This window comes from Catellatospora sp. NPDC049133 (assembly GCF_040648455.1).
Taxonomy (GTDB): Bacteria; Actinomycetota; Actinomycetes; order Mycobacteriales; family Micromonosporaceae; genus Catellatospora; species Catellatospora aurea.
In genome coordinates this window covers 97,274-114,467 of sequence record NZ_JBEZDT010000005.1, presented here as the reverse complement: position 1 = coordinate 114,467, position 17,194 = coordinate 97,274, and the positions used below count along the sequence as shown (strand labels likewise).

Genomic DNA, 17,194 nt, shown 5'->3' with positions numbered 1-17,194 from the left:
CGGCGCCTACCTGCTCACCGGGAACCGGTATGCGAAGGGTGCGCTGCGCGTGCGAAACGATCTTCGCTGAACCGGTGCGGCAAGCCTGGCCGGCCTCCGGAGGGTCATCCGGGGCACGCGCGCGACGTTAGGATGTGCGATGCCTTTCACCGCAGGCCATCCGGCCGCCGTACTCGCCCTCGCCCGCTGGGGTCTGCCGGGCTCCGCCCTCGTGATCGGTACCGTCACCCCCGATCTGCCGATGATGCTGCCGTTTCCCGAGATCGTCCACTTCGGGCACACGCCCTGGGGCCTGGTCACCTCGGACCTGGTGCTCGGCACGATCGCCTTCATCCTGTGGCAGTCGGTGTTCGCTCCCGTGGTGCTCGCCCTCGCGCCGCCCACGATCGCCGTACGCGTTCCGCGGGACGCGCCTCGGGGACTCGCTTACCACCGCAGATCGTGGGGCCGGGTCGTTCGGGTGCTCATCGCGATCCTGATCGGTGCGGCGACCCACCTCATCTGGGACGGCATCACCCACGACTGGATGTGGGGACCGCAGTACGTGCCGTGGCTGGCGGCCCGGCACGGCTCGCTGCTGGGCTGGGAGTGGGCGCAGCGGGTCAGCGACGTCGCCGGGACCGCGATCGTCGCCGGGTGGGTCGTCGCCTGGTGGCGTCGTGCGCCCGTACGCGCGGACGTGGCCGTGCTGCCGGTGCGGCTCCGCGTGCTCGCCTGGTCGGTGATCGGAGTCCCGGCCGCGGTCGGGTTCCTGTACGGGCTGCTCACGAACTCCCTGTTCGCCGCCTTCGCGTGGGGCGCCGGGCCGGGCACGGTCGGCCTCGTCGCCGTCACCGCGGTCTGGTGGTCGCGTTCGCGTCGAACGGGCGACGCGGGCACCGCCACGGCTTGACCCGTCGAGGCCGCCGCGGCGCCGGGCGAATCCGGGTTGCCGGCGTGCACACATGCGGGGCATCCTCTACCCGGACTCGGGAGGCGATCTTGGAGCGGCGGTTCGTCGAGCACGATCAGTTGGCCGGTCTCGTGCGCGAGGCCTTCGGCGCGGCGCGGCGACCGGTCGACGTCGTCCGGCTCACGGGCGGCAGCAAGAAGGGGGTGTACCGGATCACCCTCGACGATGGCGGGTCGGTGATCCTCTACGTCTGGGGCATCGACGAGAACTACTGGCCGGAAGGCGGCGACGACCTCGCCGATCCGTTCGCCGACGCCTCGGGTGCGGACCTGTTCGAGGCGAGCCGCGCACAGTTCGACGCCATCGGGGTCCGCACGCCCCGGCTGTACCTGATGGACCGCAGCGGCAGCCATCACCCGGCGGACCTGGCCCTCGTCGAGGATGTCAGGGGCGGCACGCTGGAGGCGCTCCTCGCATGCGATCGGCAGGCGGCGCAGGCGGCGCAGGCGGCGCTGCAGGAGCTCGGCGCCGCGCTGCGGGCGATGGCGCGGCAGCGGAGCCCGCACCTCGGCAAGGTCGCGCTCATCGAGAACGGGACGGCCCCGCAGGACCGCAGGCCCGAGCAGGTCGTCCTCGACCGGGCCGTGCGGCACCTGGCGGTCGCCGCCGAACGTGCCGAGCGACTGCGACCGTCGAAGAGCCGGATCGAGGACCTGATCCGCGAACGTGCCGCCGCCGTGCAGCCACGCGAGGGGTACGGCCTGATCCACGGCGAACTCGGACCTGATCACATCCTCGTCGACGGGCAGGGCCGGCCTGTGCTCATCGACATCGAAGGCGCTATGTTCTTCGACGTCGAATGGGAGCACGCGTTCACGAGCATGCGGTTCGGCAGCGCGTACGCACCGCTGCGGCAACCCGGCCTCGACACCGCCCGCCTGGACTTCTACCGGCTCGCGCACTCCCTGGCGCTGATCGAGGGCCCCCTGCGCATCGCCGACGGCGACTTCCCCGGCCGCGGGTTCATGCTGGGCATCGCGGACTGGCACATCGGGCAGGTGCTGGCGGCTGCCGGGGCGCGCTGAAAGCGATCGACACTGGTGACATCGCCGATGCGTATGCGGGCGCGGCTGACCAGGATGCCGGTGTATGAAGCATCGTCGCACGTACCGCGCGGCCGTTGCCGTCGCTGTGATCGTGACACTCGTCCCGGCCGTGCCCGCGGTCGCCGGCGAGCGGTCGCCCGTCCCGGTCGCGGTGGTCTCCGCGCCGATCCCCGGCACGGTGCCCGGTGACCGGCTCGCGCCGGCCGTCGAGGACACCTATCCGTTCTTCTCCACACCCGACGACCTCGCCGCCAAGGGCTACGTCGAGCAGGAGTTCTACCTGTCGGGCGTCGCCGACGGCTGGGACACGCAGGGCAACCAGGTAGCCACCGACGTGCCCTACCGGACCCGGATCGTGGTGCGCCGCCCGTCCGCCGATCGCCGGTTCAACGGCACCGCGCTGGTCGAGTGGCAGAACGTGACCGCCGGCTACGACCTGGACGCGCTCTGGAACGGCACGGCCATGATGCGCGCCGGATACGCCTGGATCGGCGTGTCCGCCCAGCGGGTCGGGGTCGACCAGCTGCGCGGCTGGAGCCCCGCGCGGTACGGCGGCCTCGACGTCACCGGCGGCGGGCAATACGTGGCCGACGAGCTGTCGTACGACATCTTTTCCCAGGCCGCGAAAGCGGTCGGCGCGGGCGGCTCACCGCTGGGGCGGCTCGACGTGCGCACCGTGCTCGCGATCGGCGCGTCGCAGTCCGCCGCGCGGATGACCGTCTACTACCAGAGCATCCTGCCGCAGGTCGAGCCGGTGTTCGACGGGTACGCCTTCATCGTCGGCAACGCGCCGACCCGGGTGGGCCCGGAGCCGGTGTTCCAGGTGCTGTCGGAGACCGACGTGCGCACCCCCGTCCGGCCGTCGCCCGACACCGACCGGTTCCGCCGCTGGGAGGTCGCCGGCGGAGCGCACTCCGGCTGGCGCGGCCAGCAGTACCGGGCCCCGATCTCGGTCCGCGACCTGGGGGCGGCTCCGGTCTACGACTGCGCCCAGCCGCCGTTCAGCCGGGTTCCGGTCGATCACGCCACCGCGGCCGCCTACGACCACCTGGTGCGGTGGGTGCGTACGGGCGCCGCGCCGCCGACCGCCCCGCCGCTGCTGTTCAACGCCGACGGCACCAAGGCCCGGGACGAGCTGGGGCTGGCCCTCGGCGGCATCAGGTACTCCCAGGTGACGGTGCCGACGGCGCGCAACACCGGGGACAACGCCGGGCAGTCGTTCTGCTTCCTGTTCGGCAGCCACCAGCCGTTCGACGAGGCCACCCTCGACGGGCTGTACCGCACCCGGGGTGGCTACGTCGCAAAGGTCGTGCACGCCGACCTCGGCAACGTCCGCTCCGGCTACCTGCTCCCCGCCGACGCCCTGGGCAATCTCCGCGACGCCCTCGCCTCCGGCGTGGGTGGGTGAGTCAACCGCGAGACGGTGACGCGGCACGGACTCCGCGCCGCGTCACCCCTTGGCCGTCAGGTGTTTGGCGAGCACGTCGAGGTGGCTGCCGGGGAACTCCTTCACCGCGGTCAGCAGGGTCACCGGGCCGTCGTGCAGGGATCGACGCAGTTCGGCCAGTGCCTGCTGCGCGGCCGGGTCGTCGAGTTCGGCCTCGTAGCGGGTCACGAACTCGGCCTGGCGCTCGCCGGGAGCCTCGTGATACCAGCGGCGCAGCTCGTTCGACGGGGTGAGGTCCTTGGGCCACTGCGCGATCTCGGCCCGCTCCTTGGCCAGGCCGCGCGGCCACAGCCGGTCCACGAGCACGCGCAGGCCGTCCTCGGGCGAGGGCGGGTCGTACACGCGGCGCATCCGCAGGTTGCCCGCCGGGTCGGCGCGTCTTGTCGGCATACGCCCATTGTCGGACGGCGGGCGGCGCTATCGCGCGCGCTTGGCGTCGAGTCGCTCAGGCACCGGCCAGCGCACGTCCCGGGCGAGCCCGAGCTTCTCGAAGATCCAGATGAGCCGGGCGGCCGGGTCGAGTTGGCCGCGCAGCACGCCGTGCCGGGCTCCGGTCGGATCGGCATGGTGGGAGTTGTGCCAGCTCTCGCCGAAGGACAGCAGCGCCAGCGGCCAGAAGTTGGTGGCCCGGTCCTTGCTGACGAAGGGGCGGTCGCCGACGACGTGGCAGATGGAGTTCACCGACCAGGTGACGTGGTGCAGCACGGCCATCCGGACCAGCCCCGCCCAGAAGAAGGCGCTCAACGCACCCGCCCAGGTGCCGGTGACCAGACCGCCGATCAGCGCGGGGGAGAGCAGCGACACCGCGACCAGCGGGCCGAACAGGCGGTCGACCACCTGGATGTCGCGGTCGGCGACCAGGTCGGGGGCGAACCGGGCCCGGTTGCTCACCTCGCGCCGGAACATCCAGCCGATGTGCGCGTGGAACAGTCCCTTGAGCACCGCGGTGACGCTGGTGCCGTAGCGCCAGGGGGAGTGCGGGTCGCCCTCCCGGTCGGAGAAGGCGTGGTGCCGGCGGTGGTTGGCGACCCACTGGGTCGGCGAGCCCTCGACGGCGAGAGACCCGGCCACGGCCAGCGCGACGCGCAGCCCGCGCCGTGCCTTGAACGACCCGTGGGTCAGGTGCCGGTGGTACCCGGCCGCGATGCCGAAGCCGCTGACCAGGTACGTGGTGATCGCCAGGGTCAGGTCGACACCGGACAGGCCCCAGCCCCACGCGATCGGCATGGCGGCGAGCAGGGCGAGGAAGGGGGTGACCACGAAGATCCAGATCGCGATCGCGCCTGCTCTGCTCTGCGGTGGGGCGAGCATCGGCTTCGGTCCCTGCGCGGTACGGGGGACATCGAGGTGATCGACGACTGCCGTCGGAGTGGTCGCGCCCATGCGACTCCTGTCTGAGATCCGGTGGTGAGGTTCGAGCCGGTAAAACGACACGGCCGGGAGCCCGATGGGTTCCCGGCCGTGATCAGGTTTGCTCAGAGGACGCGAACGCCCGCCGCCTGGGGGCCCTTCTGGCCCTGCACGATGTCGAACTCGACCTTCTGGTTCTCCTCGAGGCTGCGGAAGCCGTTCGACTGGATCTCGGAGAAGTGGACGAACACGTCCGCGCCGCCGCCGTCCACGGAGATGAAGCCGAAGCCCTTGTCGGCGTTGAACCACTTCACGGTGCCCTGTGCCATGTCGTTCCTCCTCAGGAATGGGGCCGCACTCTGCGGCACCCAGCCGTTGTCCCGGCGGCAACATCCGCCCCAAGAGGAAGACGAAACCACCCGCGTGACCTGATTCGCGGGTGTCAAAAGATCAACTACTGAACACGCAAAATCACGACTGAATGACTACAACTCTCCCACACCCGCCGCGATTCCCTGCACGCGGCTCCAATTTCCCGGAAACCGCAGGCCAGCGCCGGTCGGAGCCGGTCTGCGGCTACGCTCCGGGGAGACGCTGATCACCGCCGCGTACCGGTCGAGGAGGAGTCGTGGCCGTCACATCCACCGACCCGCGCGAGCCCGTCCTGTCCGGGGCCACGGTCGTCGTGATCGGCGGCAGCGCCGGCATCGGCCTGGAAACCGCCCGGCTGGCCCGCGCCGAGAGCGCCGAGGTCATCCTCACCGGCCGCAACGCCGACCGCCTGGCCCAGGCCGCCGCCGACCTCGGCGCGCAACGCAGCGCCGCGTTCGACGCCACCGACCCGGCCGCGCTCGAACGGTTCTTCCAGGACCTGCCCGGACCGGTCGACCACGTGATGGTCACCGCCGGCCGGCCCTACTACGGGCTGCTCGCCGACATGGACGTGGAGCAGGCGCGCCGCTCGTTCGACGAGCACATGTGGCTGCCCATCAACGTGGCACGGCTGGCCACGGGCCGGGTCCGGCCCGGCGGGACACTGATCTTCATGGGTGGCACCGGTGCCCGCCGCCCGCATCCGGGCCTGACGGTCGCGGCGATGGGCACCGCGGCGCTGCCCGCGATGACCGCCAACCTCGCCCGGGAACTCGCACCGATCCGGGTCAACCTCATCGCCGCCGGGTTCGTCGACACCCCGCTGTCCGCGCAACTGCTCGGCGACGACCTCGACCGGCGCCGCGAGCGGCTGCGCGCCACGCTGCCGATCGGGCGGGTGGTCGGACCGGCGGACGTGGCCGCGCTCGCCGTGCACCTCATGGTCAACACGGCGCTGACCGGCGCGACGTACGACATCGACGGCGGGCAGCAGCTCCTGCCCGGTTGAGACGGCTCAGAGCCCGTCGACGACGTCCTTCGCCTCGCGCAGGCCCAGGCCGGTGTGCTGGCGTACCAGTTTGATCGCCTCGATCGCCCGGCCCTGCCGTTTGAGCCGGCGGGCGTCGGTCATCAGCTCCGGCCCGAGCAGCGGATCCGCCGGCTGACCGGCTGCCGTCGGCAGGCCCGACTTCGGCAGGGCTGGCGTGCCGCCGGCCGCGATCAGCTCGACGGCCTTGACCGCGTCGGCGAGCGACACCCCGGTGGCGTCCCGCCACAGCTTCACGGCAGGGATCTTCTGGCGCTGGTTCATCAGCATCCGCACCTGCTGCACGAGGAACTCGGCCTCGGGCGCGCCGGAGCCCGCGGAGCCGGTGCCGCTCGCGCGGGCGTGCTCGGCCTGGCGGGCGGCCATCGCGGACCCGAGCAGGTCGGTCGAGTCATGGCGGCTCCGCCGGGCGAGCAGCAGAGCGATGACGACGAGCAGCACCACGATGGCAGCCAGCAGGATCTCGGTCATGGCGCACACGGTATCGGGCGGCCGCCCGTCGCCTCCGGTGCGCCGAACGGCCCGCGTCGGGATGTAGACGCGGGCCGTTCGCAGGACATGTCGCGCAGACCGCGCGAGGTCACCGCTGGCCGTCACCGGCCGCGGGCCCGCCGGGTCATCGGGTCCGGTGACCCGAGGCCCGCCGGGTCGCCGTCAACGATGCGGCCACCGCCACGGCGGCCGTGGCCAGCACGGTCGCCACCAGCACCGGCCAGTGCAGGCGCAGCGCGACCGGCACGCCGACCTCTTGCTCCAGGCCTGCGGCCATGCCCAGCAGCGGCGGGACGGTCACCGCCAGGCCGAGGCCCGTGCCCAGCGCCACCACCAGCAACGCCTCGGCCGCCGCGTAACGCAGCGTCTGGCGCGGTGTGGCTCCGGCCCGGCGCAGCACGGCCAGGTCCGGGCGTCGGCTCTCGGCCGACATGGCCATCGTGTTGACGACCGCGATGCCCGTGTAGCCGACGGACAGTGCGATCAGCACTGACGCGAACAGCCACAGCAGCCGGCTGTCCTCGCCGCTGCCGCGGTCGGCGTACGCCTTCGCGTCGAGCACCTCGACCCCGGGCAGCCCGGCCAGCGTGGCGGCGTCCACTCCCACCACCGCCTCGGCCAGGGCGGACGGATCGTGGCGGCGGACCAGGTCCCGCTGCAGGATGAGATCGTCGTCGACCTGCCCGTCGGGGGTGATCTTCGCGATGGTCAGCCGCTCGGTGTTCCCGTCGGCGAAGACCACGTCGACGGTGCCGCCGACCCGCACGCCCAAGGCGTCGGCGACGCCGGCCGCGACGCTGACCGGGCCGGTCGCGGTGCCGAACGCGGCGATGGACAGGCCGTTCGCGTACACCCGGCTCGGCAGGACCGACCGGCCGCCCGCGGCGGCTTCGGTCAGCCCCGGGGTGCCGTCGGGCACCGCCACGGTGATCCCGGCCAGCTTCGCGGCCTGCCCGGCGGGGTACGCCTCCCGCATGGTGGAGACCATTCCGGACAGCAGCACCGCGAACCCGACCGTGGCGATCACCGGGGCCGCGGTGGCGGCGGTGCGCCGGGCGGCGGTCAGCGACTCGGCCCGCACCAGCATCGGTCCGGCTCCCCGGGTGCCGCGCAGCGGCCAGGAGACCAGCCGCACCAGCGGCGGCACCAGCACCGGGGCGAGCAGCGCGGCGGCGGCGGTCAGCGCCATCGCGGCGAACAGCGCCGAGTTGACCCGCTCGTCGGCCGCGGCGGTGGCGGTGCGCAGCGCCAGGAAGCCGCCTAGCAGCAGCGCGCCGCCGCCGAGCAGCCAGCGGCCAGTTCCCATGACCCGCGCCTCGACCGAGGCCTCCCGCAGCGCGGCCATCGGCGGCACCTTCGCGGCCCGGCGCCCGGCCGCGTACGCGCCGACCAGCGCGACCCCGACGCCGACCGCGACCGCCGCGAGCACCGGCAGGAGCTGCGGCCGGACCTGAAGCCCGGGATCGGCCAGGCCCCACCGCACCAGCAGCCCGCCCGCCGGACCGGCCGCCGCGGTGCCCAGCAGCGCCCCGGCGACGCCACCGGCCGCGCCGACGAGCAGCGCCTCACCCAGCACGAACCGCCGGATCTGGCCCGGGGTCGCCCCGACCGTGCGCAGCAGGCCCAGCTCACGCCGCCGCTGCGTGACGTTGAGCGCGAATGTCGACGCGACCACGAACACGGTCACGAACACCGCCAGGCTCGCCATCGCGATCAGCAGCTGGGTGCCCAGCCAGCGGGTCTTGGCCTGCTGCACCGGCTCGAGCGCGGCCCGCTGCTCACCGGTCGCGACGATCGCCGCGGGTGCGGCGTCGCGCGCGGCGGCCGCGACCGCTTCCGGATCAGCCCCGGCCCGCAGCAGCAAGCCGATCACCAGCACGCCGGGCGACAGCCGCTCCGCCGCGGCATCGGACGTGTACACGCCCGGCCCGCCGACCAGACCCGTGACGGTCACCTCGGCCGGGCCGCCGGCGGTCAGCAGCGTGGTGTGCGCGCCGACCGCGAGTCCGGTCGCGATGTCGGCGGCGACCTGCCCGTCGGCATCCGGGGCCGCACCCGCGACCAGGGGGTATCCGCCCAGCGCGGCACTGGACCAGCCGTGCCCCGCCCCGGCGTCCTCGGCGTCGCCGACCGGCCTGCCGCCGACGACGAGCTGCGCGTAGAACGAGCGGTCGGGCACCGCCGCCGCGACACCGGCCAGCCCGGCCAAGCGATCGGCCAGCGCGGCGGCGTCGGTGGCAGCCCACGGCCGCACGCCGCTGCCGACCCCGGCCGCGTCCGGCGCGACCGGCCCGTGCACCAGCACCGGCGCGGCCGCCAGGCGCTGGGGGGTGCGGGGCTGCGCCGACACGTGCACGAGCAGCGTCATCGCGATCAGCGCGACCCCGAGGGTGAGACCGGCGAACGTGCCGGCCAGCGACGCGGCCCGGCCGCGTACCGCGGCGAGCGCGATCAACGCTGCTCCAGGCGTGCCATCAGGCCGGCGATCTGCTCGGCGCGGCCGGGCATCCGGGCGGCCCCGCTGAGCCGGTCCGCGATCCGCCCGTCGCGCAGGAACACCACCTCGTCGGCGTACGAGGCCGCGACCGGGTCGTGGGTGACCATCACCACGGTCTGCCCGTGCCCGTCCACGGCGGTCCGCAGCAGGCCCAGCACCTCGCGCGAGGCCGCGGTGTCCAGCGCGCCGGTCGGTTCGTCGGCGAAGACCACGTCCGGGCGGGTGATCAGGGCGCGGGCGATGGCGACGCGCTGCTGCTGGCCGCCGGACAGCTCGGCCGGCCGGTGTGCGGCCCGGTCGGCCAGCCCCACCTCGGCGAGCGCGGCCCGCACCGCCGCCGCGCCCGGACGGCGGCCCGCCAGGCGCAGCGGCAGCTCCACGTTCTGCGCCGCGGTCAACGACGCGACCAGGTTGAACGCCTGGAACACGAAGCCGATCCGCTCGCGGCGCAGCACGGTGCGCCGCTGCTCGCTCAGCCCGCCCAGGTCGATCCCGCCGACGCGGACGGTGCCCGAGGTCAGCCGGTCGAGCCCGGCGGCGCACTGCAGCAGGGTGGACTTGCCGGAGCCCGACGGGCCCATGACGGCGGTGAAGGTCCCGGCCGGGAAGGCCAGGGTCAGTTCGTCCAGCGCCGTGACGGCCTGGGCTCCGGCCCCGTACGCCTTGCTGGCGCCGGTCAGCCCGACCGCCTCGGCGATGGGGGATGTGGTGATCGTCATGGCGTCCAGTCCACCCGCGCGGCGGGGCGGGCGCATTGGCGTGGACGGGACTTTGGAGGTAGTGCGTGCACTACCGTCACGAGATCAACCGGCGGGTACCGTCGAGCCGTGCACGCGCGTACCGCCTGGCAGGCCCTGGCTCAGCGGCCGCTGCGGTTCCTGACCTCCTGGTGGCCGTGGCGCTCCTTGGCGTACCTGGTCTCCGGGGTGCTCGTCGGCGGGCTGGTCGGCGCGGTCGTGCTCATGCTCGCCGCGGCCGGGCTGGTGCTGCTGATCGTGCTGGTCGGCGTGCTGGCGATCCTGGCGCTGCTGCTGTCGGGCATCTACGTGGCCCGGTTTGAGCGCTGGCGGCTGCGGCTGGTCGACCTCGACCCGGCCCCCGACCCGCACCAGCAGCCCGCCGTACCGGGCGCGCGGGCCTGGCTGACGACCCGGCTGCGCGAGCCCGCGACCTGGCGCGAGCTGGGCTTCACCGCGCTGTCGCTGGTCGGGCTGTGGTGGATGGACCTCGGCGTGCTGTTCGGCGCGCTCGCCGTGCCCGTCATCGTGATGCTGTCCCCGGTCGACGACTCCGACGTGTGGGGCCTGGCCATTCTCGGGTTCGTCCTGCTGCTGCCCGCCCCGTACACCATCACCGCCTGGGCCGGGGCCAGGGCCGCGTTCACCCGCGCCGTGCTCGCCCCGCGCGACGACGAGCTCGGCGCGCAGCTGCGCGAGGTGCGCGCGTCCCGGGCCCGGCTGATGGACGCGTTCGAGCTGGAGCGCCGCCGGATCGAGCGGGACCTGCACGACGGCGCGCAGCAGCGCCTCGTCTCGCTGAGCGTGCAGCTGGGCCTGGCCGGGCTCGACGCCGAACCGGGTTCGCCGGTCGCCCGGCACCTGGCCGCCGCGCAGGACCAGGTCGCGCTGACGTTGCAGGAGCTGCGGGCGCTGATCCGCGGCGTGCACCCGCAGGTGCTCACCGACCACGGCCTCGCCGACGCCGTCGGCGAGCTGGCGACGCTGTCGCAGGTCCCGGTCGGCGTCGACATCCGGCTGCCGCACCGGCTGCCCGCCCCGGTCGAGGTGACCGCCTACTACGTGGTCGCCGAGGCGCTGGCCAACATCGCCAAGCACAGCGGCGCGCACCGGGCCGAGGTGACCGGGCGGCTGCACACCGACCTGCTCGTACTGGAGATCCGCGACGACGGCACCGGCGGGGCCGACGCCGCGGCGGGCAGCGGCCTGGCCGGGCTGGCCGACCGACTGTCCGTCCTCGACGGACGGATGCGCCTGTCCAGCCCGCCGGGCGGGCCGACCCTGCTGCACGTGGAGGTGCCGTGCCACTCCGGATCGTGATCGCCGAGGACAGCGTGCTGCTCCGCGAGGGCCTCACCAGCCTGCTGGAACGCTTCGGCCACACCGTCACCGCGGCCGTCGGCGACGCCCCGGCGCTGGTCGCCGCGGTGACCGCCGACCGCCCCGACCTGGTCGTCACCGATGTGCGCATGCCCCCGGACCACAGCGACGACGGCCTGCGCGCCGCCGTCACCCTGCGCGACGCCGACCCCGCCCTGCCCGTGCTCGTGCTCAGCCAGTACGTCGAGCAGTCCTACGCCGCGAAACTGCTCGACACCGGCGGCGGCCACGCCGTCGGTTACCTGCTCAAGGACCGCGTCGGCGCGGTGGCGGAATTCGCGCGGGCCGCCGAGCGGGTCGCGGCCGGGGCCACCGTCGTCGACCCCGAGGTCGTCCGCCAACTCCTGCGCCGCAGGCAGGACCCGCTGCAGCGGCTGAGCCCCCGCGAGCGCGAGGTCCTGGAGCTGATGGCCCAGGGCCAGGCCAACGCGGCCATCGCCCGCAGCCTGTTCGTCACCGAGGCGGCCGTGAACAAACACGTCAGCAGCATCTTCACCAAACTCGACCTGCCCCCGGCCGGCGACCAGCACCGCCGCGTCCTGGCCGTGCTCGCCTTCCTCCGCGCCTGATGAAAGGAAGGGCACCTTCTACAACGCATAGCGATGTGAAGGTGCCCTTCCTTCGTGCGCGGGGGTCAAGCGGCCCCAGGCGCGGTGCGGGCCGGGGGCGTCACTGGCGGCGGGGGGCGACGGGGGCGGACAGGCCCGCGCTGAACAGCCGGGTGTCGACCTCGTTGAGCGACAGCTTGAGCGCGCCGAGGGCCACCGAGTCCGCGCCCAGGGTGGACGCGCGTACCTCGGGCATGCGCAGGACCAGCCGCTGGAGTTCGTGGCGCAGCGGGTCGAGCACGAGATCGGCGGACCGGGAGAAGCCGCCGCCGAACACGACCACCTGCGGGTCGAGGGTGAGCACCAGCGCGGCCGCGCCGACGGCGAGGTCCTTGACGTACCGGTTGACCGCGCCGCGGGCCGCCTTGTCGCCCTGCCGAGCGGCGTTGAACACCCAGGCCGCGGCGTCGTCGGGGCTGACCGTGTCGGGCACACCGGGGCAGTTCTGCAGGTGCTCGGGGGCGTTGAGCCAGCGTACGTGCTTGAGCGCGCCGATCTCGCCGGCCGCGCCGCCGAACCCGCGCCGCAGCACCCCGTCGATGATCAGGCCGGCGCCGTTGCGCATGCCGCCGAGCAGGTAGACGATGTCGTCGGCGTCGGTCGCCGCGCCCTTCCACCGCTCGGCCAGCGCCGCCAGCTTGCAGTCGTTCTCGACCACGATCGGGCAGGAGAAGCGCGCGCCGAGGTGCCCGGCCAGGTCGACGCTCTTCCAGCCCGGCAGCGGGGTGAAGAAGCTGGTCCGCCCGGCGGCGTCGACGGCGCCGGTGACCGCGGCGGTGACGGCCCAGATGTCGCCGGCGGACTTGCCTGCCCCGGTCACGCAGGCCTCGAGCACCGCGTCGAGCACGGCGAGGCGCTCGGCGGGCGCGGCCTCGGCGGCGACGGACTGCCGTACGGACTGCACGATGTTGCCGTCGAGGTCGGCCAGCAGCGCCAGGATCTTGTGCACGCCCACGTCGACGCCCACCACGTACCCGGCCCCGGCGCGGAACTGGTAGCGCCGGGCGGGGCGGCCGACGGCGCTGCTCGCGCCGGGTTCGAGCACGGTGGCCCAGCCGTCGGTGACCAGCCCCTGGGCGATGACGTCGACGGCGGGCCGGGACAGGCCGGTGCGCTGGGACAGTTCGGTGACGGTGGACGGCGGGTGGTCACGCAGCGCCCGCACGATGCTCAACGAGTTGAGTTCGCGCAGCCGCGGCAGATCCGTTCCGGTCGTAGCTAGCTCTGTCACGTTCTGTCCCTTGTTTGCGTACGGGAAGACCCGCACAATACGCTTTGATCTTTACAAAATCGTGAAGTGATGGCAAGCCCACTGACAGTGAGCTGACGGTCCGGGCCCGGCTGCGTGTCCCCCTGGCGGGGGAGTGCAACCGGGCCGGTGCCGCCGTGGGCCGGAGCCGTCTTCAGGAGATGGGGTAGGCCTGTGCCGCGGGTGTCACCGCCGGGGCGAAGTCGACCCGCCGCCCGTCGACGGCGTACTCGTACCGGCCGAGCTGCCGGACGTCCGGGCGCGCCGCCAGGTAACCGGTCATGTCGTCCAGCTCCGTGGCCGACAGCCAGCTCGGCGGGTCGGACACGGCCCGGAATCGGCAGATGTCGGCCAGGTCCCGCAGCCACTCCAGCTGCTGCTCGGTGAGCAGGTTCAGGCGGCTGCGGAAGTAGATGACGTCCGGGTCGACCTCGGCCAGCGGCTGCTGCCACAGCCGGTGCAGTGTGTTGACCACGGCGTTGCGGGCCATCGCGTCCGACGGGTCGTCGCTGGCGTAGTTCTGCCACATCGGCGCGACGTCCGGCCCGCTGCGCAGCCCGTCGAGGATGCCCAGCGACGGCAGCAGCATCGCACCGCTGCCCAGCAGGTAGACGTCGTCCCCGGCGACCTCGCGGATCAGCGCCAGCGCGTCGCGGTAGGACTGCTCCCGCTCGCCGCCGTCGGCGCGTACGCCCAGCGCGGCCCCGGCGTTGACGAAGTCGAGCTTCAGGTACTTGAAGCCCCACTCGTGCACCACCCGGTGGGTCAGCTCGGCCAGGTACTCGCGGGTCGCGGGCCGGGACAGGTCGAGGGCGTGGTAGCCGCTGCCCCAGTTGTTGCCGGCGATGACCAGCTCGCCGCGGGAGTCGCGGAGCAGCATCTCGGGCCGCTCGCGAGCCAGTTCGGAGCCGGGCAGGGCGATGAACGGAGCCAGCCACAGCCCGGCCGTCATGCCCGCGTCGACGATCCGGTCCGCCAGGGCCTTCATGCCGGAGGGGAACTTGTGATTGGGCTGCCAGTCGCCGACCAGCCGCTCCCAGCCGTCGTCGACCTGCACCACGTCGAACGGCAGCCCGCGCAGGTCGTCGACATCCTTGGCGAGCTGCTGCTCGGTGATGGTCTCGTAGTAGGCGTACCAGGAGCACCAGACGTTGCCGGCGCGGCGGCCGCTGCTGCCCAGGCGCTGCGCCAGCTGCCGGGTGTACGCGGCGAAGACCTCGTCCTCCGGGCCGTACGCGGCGAACCAGCGGTGGGCGCCGGTCTCGTACCAGCCGGAGATGGTGTCCCGGTCGGCGGCCAGCCGCGGCACGCCCAGGCCGAGCGCGCCCAGCAGCAGGATGTTGCCGTCACCGGCGTCCAGGGCGGCCACCGCGGAGGAGTGGTGGCGGGCCGGGTCGTCCCAGACGGTGTCGTCGGCGGTGAGCCGGCGCTGCGGGTTGGCGATGCGCAGCGGAGCCTCGCTCAGCCGCCGCCAGCCGCAGGGGCTCCATGAGTTGTGCCCGTGCCGGTAGAACAGGGCATCGCCCAGTCCGTGCAGCAACGCGACCCGTCCCGGTGGCAGGACCAGGCCCCCGTCGGCTGCTTGCGGGCTGCCGGGGCCGTCGTGTTCGAGGGCGAAAGTGTGGCCGGCCAGCTCGATGAGCAGTGCCATGGTTCTCCTTGGCGGGTGAGATGCAGATGAGTCGCTGGTGTGGGGTGCGGCGGGACGCGACCATGCGTCCCGCCGCACCTGTGGCGCCGTAGGGCTACTTGAACAGGGCGTTGACCTGGTCGTTGGCCTTCTTCAGGGCGGTGGCCGAGTCGCTCTGGCCGAGGATCGCCGACTGGATGGCGTCCTGCACGAGCTGGCTGACCTCGTTGCCGTGCTCGGTGATCGGCACGAAGAACGTGCCACCGGGCGCGGCGGCCTCGTCGACGAACACCTTCACGTCGCGGCCCTTGGCGGTGTGCGCGGCCAGGGCCTTCTCGCTGGCGGTCTTGATGGCGGGGAAGACCACGCCGTTGCCGCCCACGATGTTCTGGCAGTCGGCCGAGCCCAGGAACTTGACCCACTTCCAGGCCTCGTCCTTGTGCTTGGTGCCGGCCCAGATCGCGTCCGACAGGCCGTTGATCGCCGTCTTGCGGCCCTGCGGGCCGGCCGGCAGCGGAGCGAACGCGAACTTCAGCTTCGCGCCCTCGCCCAGGTAGCTGTTGATCATCCAGGAGCCCGCGAAGGTGATCGCGCCCTTGCCCGCGTTGAGCAGGGAGTCACGGCTCAGCGTGGACGCCTTGTCCAGCGCGGGGGCGTAACCCTTGGCGCTCAGCGACTTGAACCAGTCGATGGTCTGCGCCAGCTTGGGGTCGTCGTACTTGTACTGGGTGCCCCACGGGTTCTTGTCGAGGTAGGTGAACCCGTTGCTGGCGGCCAGGTTGCCCCAGCCGTTCTGGCCCTGCGAGCCGTCGGCCCACTCCGGCAGGTAGCCGAACACCTTCACCTTGGTCTTGTCGAACGCCGGGTCCAGGCCGTTGCGGCCCTTCTCGTCGACCGTGGCCTTGGCGATGAGCTGCTCGAAGGTGCCGCCGTCGGTGGGGTTCCAGGTCAGGTTCGCCAGTGACGCGGCGTCGATGCCCTGGGCCTTGAGGTGCTCGGTGTTGTAGACCAGGGCCATGGTGTCCCAGTCCTTCGGCAGGCCGAAGCGCTGGTCGCCCTTGGTGAACAGGTCGGCCAGGCCGCCCTGGTACTGCGACAGGTCCACCTTGTCGGCGGTCACGTAGGGCTGGATGTCGAGGATCTGGCCGGAGCTGACGAACTGCGGGTAGTACGAGCCCTGGTTGGTCCACACGTCCGGCGCGTCACCAGCGGCGATCTGCGTGGTCAGGTTCTGCCAGTACTCGTTCCAGGCCGCCTGGCTGATCTTGATGGTGATGTTCGGGTTGGCCTTCGTGAACTCGTCGGCGCACTGCTGGTAGGACGCCTTCTGGTTGTCGTCCCACAGCCAGTAGTCGAGGGTCACGGCCGCGCCGGGCTCCTCCTCGGTGCTGCCGCAGGCGGCCAGGCCGGCCGCCACAGCCAGGGTCAGCAGCGCCGCCCCGACCCGTGATGTGCGGATCATCATTTCCTTCTTTCTCGGGGGTGGGTGTGTCACTTGCTTCCGGTGAAGTTCAAGGACTGGACCAGCCGCTTGCCCACGAAGACGAGCAGGAGCAGCACGGGCAGGACCGACAGCGTCGAGGCGGCCATCAGGCCGGTCCAGTCGGGTTGGGTGTTGGGCGACTGCTGGAGGAACACCCCGAGCGCGACGGTGACCAGGCGGTTCTCCTCGTCACGGCCGACCAGCAGCGGCCACAGGTAGTCCTTCCACGCCCACACGGTCGTGGTGAGACCGATCGTGATGAGCGGGCCGCGGCTCATCGGCAGCGCGATGCGCCAGAAGATGCCCCACGGGCCGTTGCCGTCGAGGATCGCCGCCTCCTCCACGTCGCGGGGCAGCGACAGGAAGAACTGGCGCAGGAAGAACACCGCGAACGGCGTCATCAGGATCGTCGGGGCGACCATGCCGGCCATGGTGTTCATCCAGCCGAGGTCCTTGACCAGGATGAAGTTGGGCAGCAGCGTGAAGATCGGCGGCACCATCAGCGCCGCGATCACGATCGCGAACACCAGGTCGCGGCCGGGGAAGCGCAGCCGGGCGAACGCGTACCCGGCCATCGCGCAGAACAGGGTCTGCACCGCGGCGATCAGTCCGCAGTAGACGATCGAGTTCCACAGGTAGCCGGCGAAGTCGAGGTGCGCGCCGGACCCGCCCGCCGCGCGGGCCTCGGCCTCGGTGGTCAGGCCGAGCACCCGCAGGAAGTTGATCAGCGTCGGGTGCTCGGGCAGCAGGCTCGCGTTGTCGGTGTAGATGTCGGCGGCGGGGGTGAGCGCGGTGCGGACCATCCACCAGAACGGGAAGACGGTCACCACGATGACCACGGCCATCGCCACCCAGGCCAGGGCGCGTCCGGGGTTGAAGGTTCTGCGGGTCATGTCTGTCGTC

At 72.8% G+C, this 17,194-nt stretch carries 16 protein-coding genes; 6 read left to right on the top strand and 10 right to left on the bottom strand.

All coding sequences use genetic code 11. The annotated features are described in order from the left end of the window. The first annotated feature begins 139 nt into the window (after positions 1-139). The 3 genes from AB0B35_RS07160 (at position 140) to AB0B35_RS07150 (ending at position 3,406) form a co-directional block, all read left to right on the top strand. On the top strand, positions 140-892 hold the full coding sequence (locus AB0B35_RS07160; protein ID WP_361041828.1) for a DUF4184 family protein: 753 nt from the start codon (positions 140-142) through the stop codon (positions 890-892). Positions 893-981: 89 nt separating this feature from the next. Further along, a complete protein-coding gene (locus AB0B35_RS07155; protein WP_361041826.1) occupies positions 982-1,977 on the top strand; it encodes a phosphotransferase in 996 nt (331 codons plus the stop codon). Between the two features lie 64 nt (positions 1,978-2,041). Beyond that, complete coding sequence (locus AB0B35_RS07150) at positions 2,042-3,406, top strand: alpha/beta hydrolase domain-containing protein (protein WP_361041824.1); 1,365 nt, start codon at positions 2,042-2,044, stop codon at positions 3,404-3,406. Between the two features lie 42 nt (positions 3,407-3,448). Here AB0B35_RS07150 and AB0B35_RS07145 read toward each other — a convergent pair whose 3' ends face one another. The 3 genes from AB0B35_RS07145 to AB0B35_RS07135 all read right to left on the bottom strand — a co-directional run bounded on the left by AB0B35_RS07145 (position 3,449) and on the right by AB0B35_RS07135 (position 5,124). Further along, positions 3,449-3,835 (bottom strand): DUF488 family protein, encoded by a 387-nt coding sequence (locus AB0B35_RS07145; protein ID WP_361041822.1) that lies wholly within the window; start codon positions 3,833-3,835, stop codon positions 3,449-3,451. Positions 3,836-3,862: 27 nt separating this feature from the next. Further along, positions 3,863-4,756, bottom strand: a complete 894-nt coding sequence (locus tag AB0B35_RS07140; protein WP_361042174.1) for an acyl-CoA desaturase — start codon at positions 4,754-4,756, stop codon at positions 3,863-3,865. 164 nt (positions 4,757-4,920) lie between these two features. Further along, a complete protein-coding gene (locus AB0B35_RS07135) occupies positions 4,921-5,124 on the bottom strand; it encodes a cold-shock protein (protein ID WP_155368292.1) in 204 nt (67 codons plus the stop codon). 299 nt (positions 5,125-5,423) lie between these two features. Here AB0B35_RS07135 and AB0B35_RS07130 point away from each other — a divergent pair, with 299 nt between their 5' ends. Continuing rightward, positions 5,424-6,176 carry an SDR family oxidoreductase gene (locus AB0B35_RS07130; RefSeq protein WP_361041820.1) on the top strand — a complete coding sequence of 251 codons (753 nt, stop codon included), beginning with the start codon at positions 5,424-5,426 and terminating at the stop codon, positions 6,174-6,176. Positions 6,177-6,182: 6 nt separating this feature from the next. Here AB0B35_RS07130 and AB0B35_RS07125 read toward each other — a convergent pair whose 3' ends face one another. The 3 genes from AB0B35_RS07125 to AB0B35_RS07115 form a co-directional block, all read right to left on the bottom strand. Further along, positions 6,183-6,686 (bottom strand): ribosomal protein L7/L12, encoded by a 504-nt coding sequence (locus tag AB0B35_RS07125; protein WP_361041818.1) that lies wholly within the window; start codon positions 6,684-6,686, stop codon positions 6,183-6,185. Between the two features lie 145 nt (positions 6,687-6,831). Further along, complete coding sequence (locus AB0B35_RS07120) at positions 6,832-9,162, bottom strand: FtsX-like permease family protein (protein WP_361041815.1); 2,331 nt, start codon at positions 9,160-9,162, stop codon at positions 6,832-6,834. After that, positions 9,159-9,923, bottom strand: a complete 765-nt coding sequence (locus tag AB0B35_RS07115; protein WP_361041813.1) for an ABC transporter ATP-binding protein — start codon at positions 9,921-9,923, stop codon at positions 9,159-9,161. The genes AB0B35_RS07120 and AB0B35_RS07115 overlap by 4 nt, the downstream gene beginning before the upstream one ends. Positions 9,924-10,031: 108 nt before the next feature. Here AB0B35_RS07115 and AB0B35_RS07110 point away from each other — a divergent pair, with 108 nt between their 5' ends. Together AB0B35_RS07110 and AB0B35_RS07105 are read left to right on the top strand one after the other, a co-directional pair. Next, on the top strand, positions 10,032-11,261 hold the full coding sequence (locus AB0B35_RS07110) for a sensor domain-containing protein (protein ID WP_361041811.1): 1,230 nt from the start codon (positions 10,032-10,034) through the stop codon (positions 11,259-11,261). Continuing rightward, on the top strand, positions 11,255-11,890 hold the full coding sequence (locus AB0B35_RS07105) for a response regulator transcription factor (RefSeq protein WP_361042171.1): 636 nt from the start codon (positions 11,255-11,257) through the stop codon (positions 11,888-11,890). The genes AB0B35_RS07110 and AB0B35_RS07105 overlap by 7 nt, the downstream gene beginning before the upstream one ends. A 100-nt stretch (positions 11,891-11,990) precedes the next feature. Here the strand turns inward: AB0B35_RS07105 and AB0B35_RS07100 are convergent, their stop codons facing one another. From AB0B35_RS07100 to AB0B35_RS07085, 4 genes are all read right to left on the bottom strand, one after another. Beyond that, positions 11,991-13,160, bottom strand: coding sequence for an ROK family transcriptional regulator (locus AB0B35_RS07100; protein ID WP_361041809.1), 1,170 nt, complete (start codon positions 13,158-13,160; stop codon positions 11,991-11,993). A 172-nt stretch (positions 13,161-13,332) separates the two neighbouring features. Next, the gene (locus AB0B35_RS07095) at positions 13,333-14,829 is read right to left on the bottom strand and encodes a glycoside hydrolase family 36 protein (RefSeq protein WP_361041806.1); all 1,497 of its coding nucleotides are present in this window, start codon (positions 14,827-14,829) and stop codon (positions 13,333-13,335) included. A 94-nt stretch (positions 14,830-14,923) separates the two neighbouring features. After that, positions 14,924-16,270 carry a sugar ABC transporter substrate-binding protein gene (locus AB0B35_RS07090; protein WP_361041804.1) on the bottom strand — a complete coding sequence of 449 codons (1,347 nt, stop codon included), beginning with the start codon at positions 16,268-16,270 and terminating at the stop codon, positions 14,924-14,926. Between the two features lie 29 nt (positions 16,271-16,299). Then, a complete protein-coding gene (locus AB0B35_RS07085) occupies positions 16,300-17,184 on the bottom strand; it encodes a carbohydrate ABC transporter permease (RefSeq protein ID WP_361041802.1) in 885 nt (294 codons plus the stop codon). Positions 17,185-17,194: the final 10 nt, after the last annotated feature.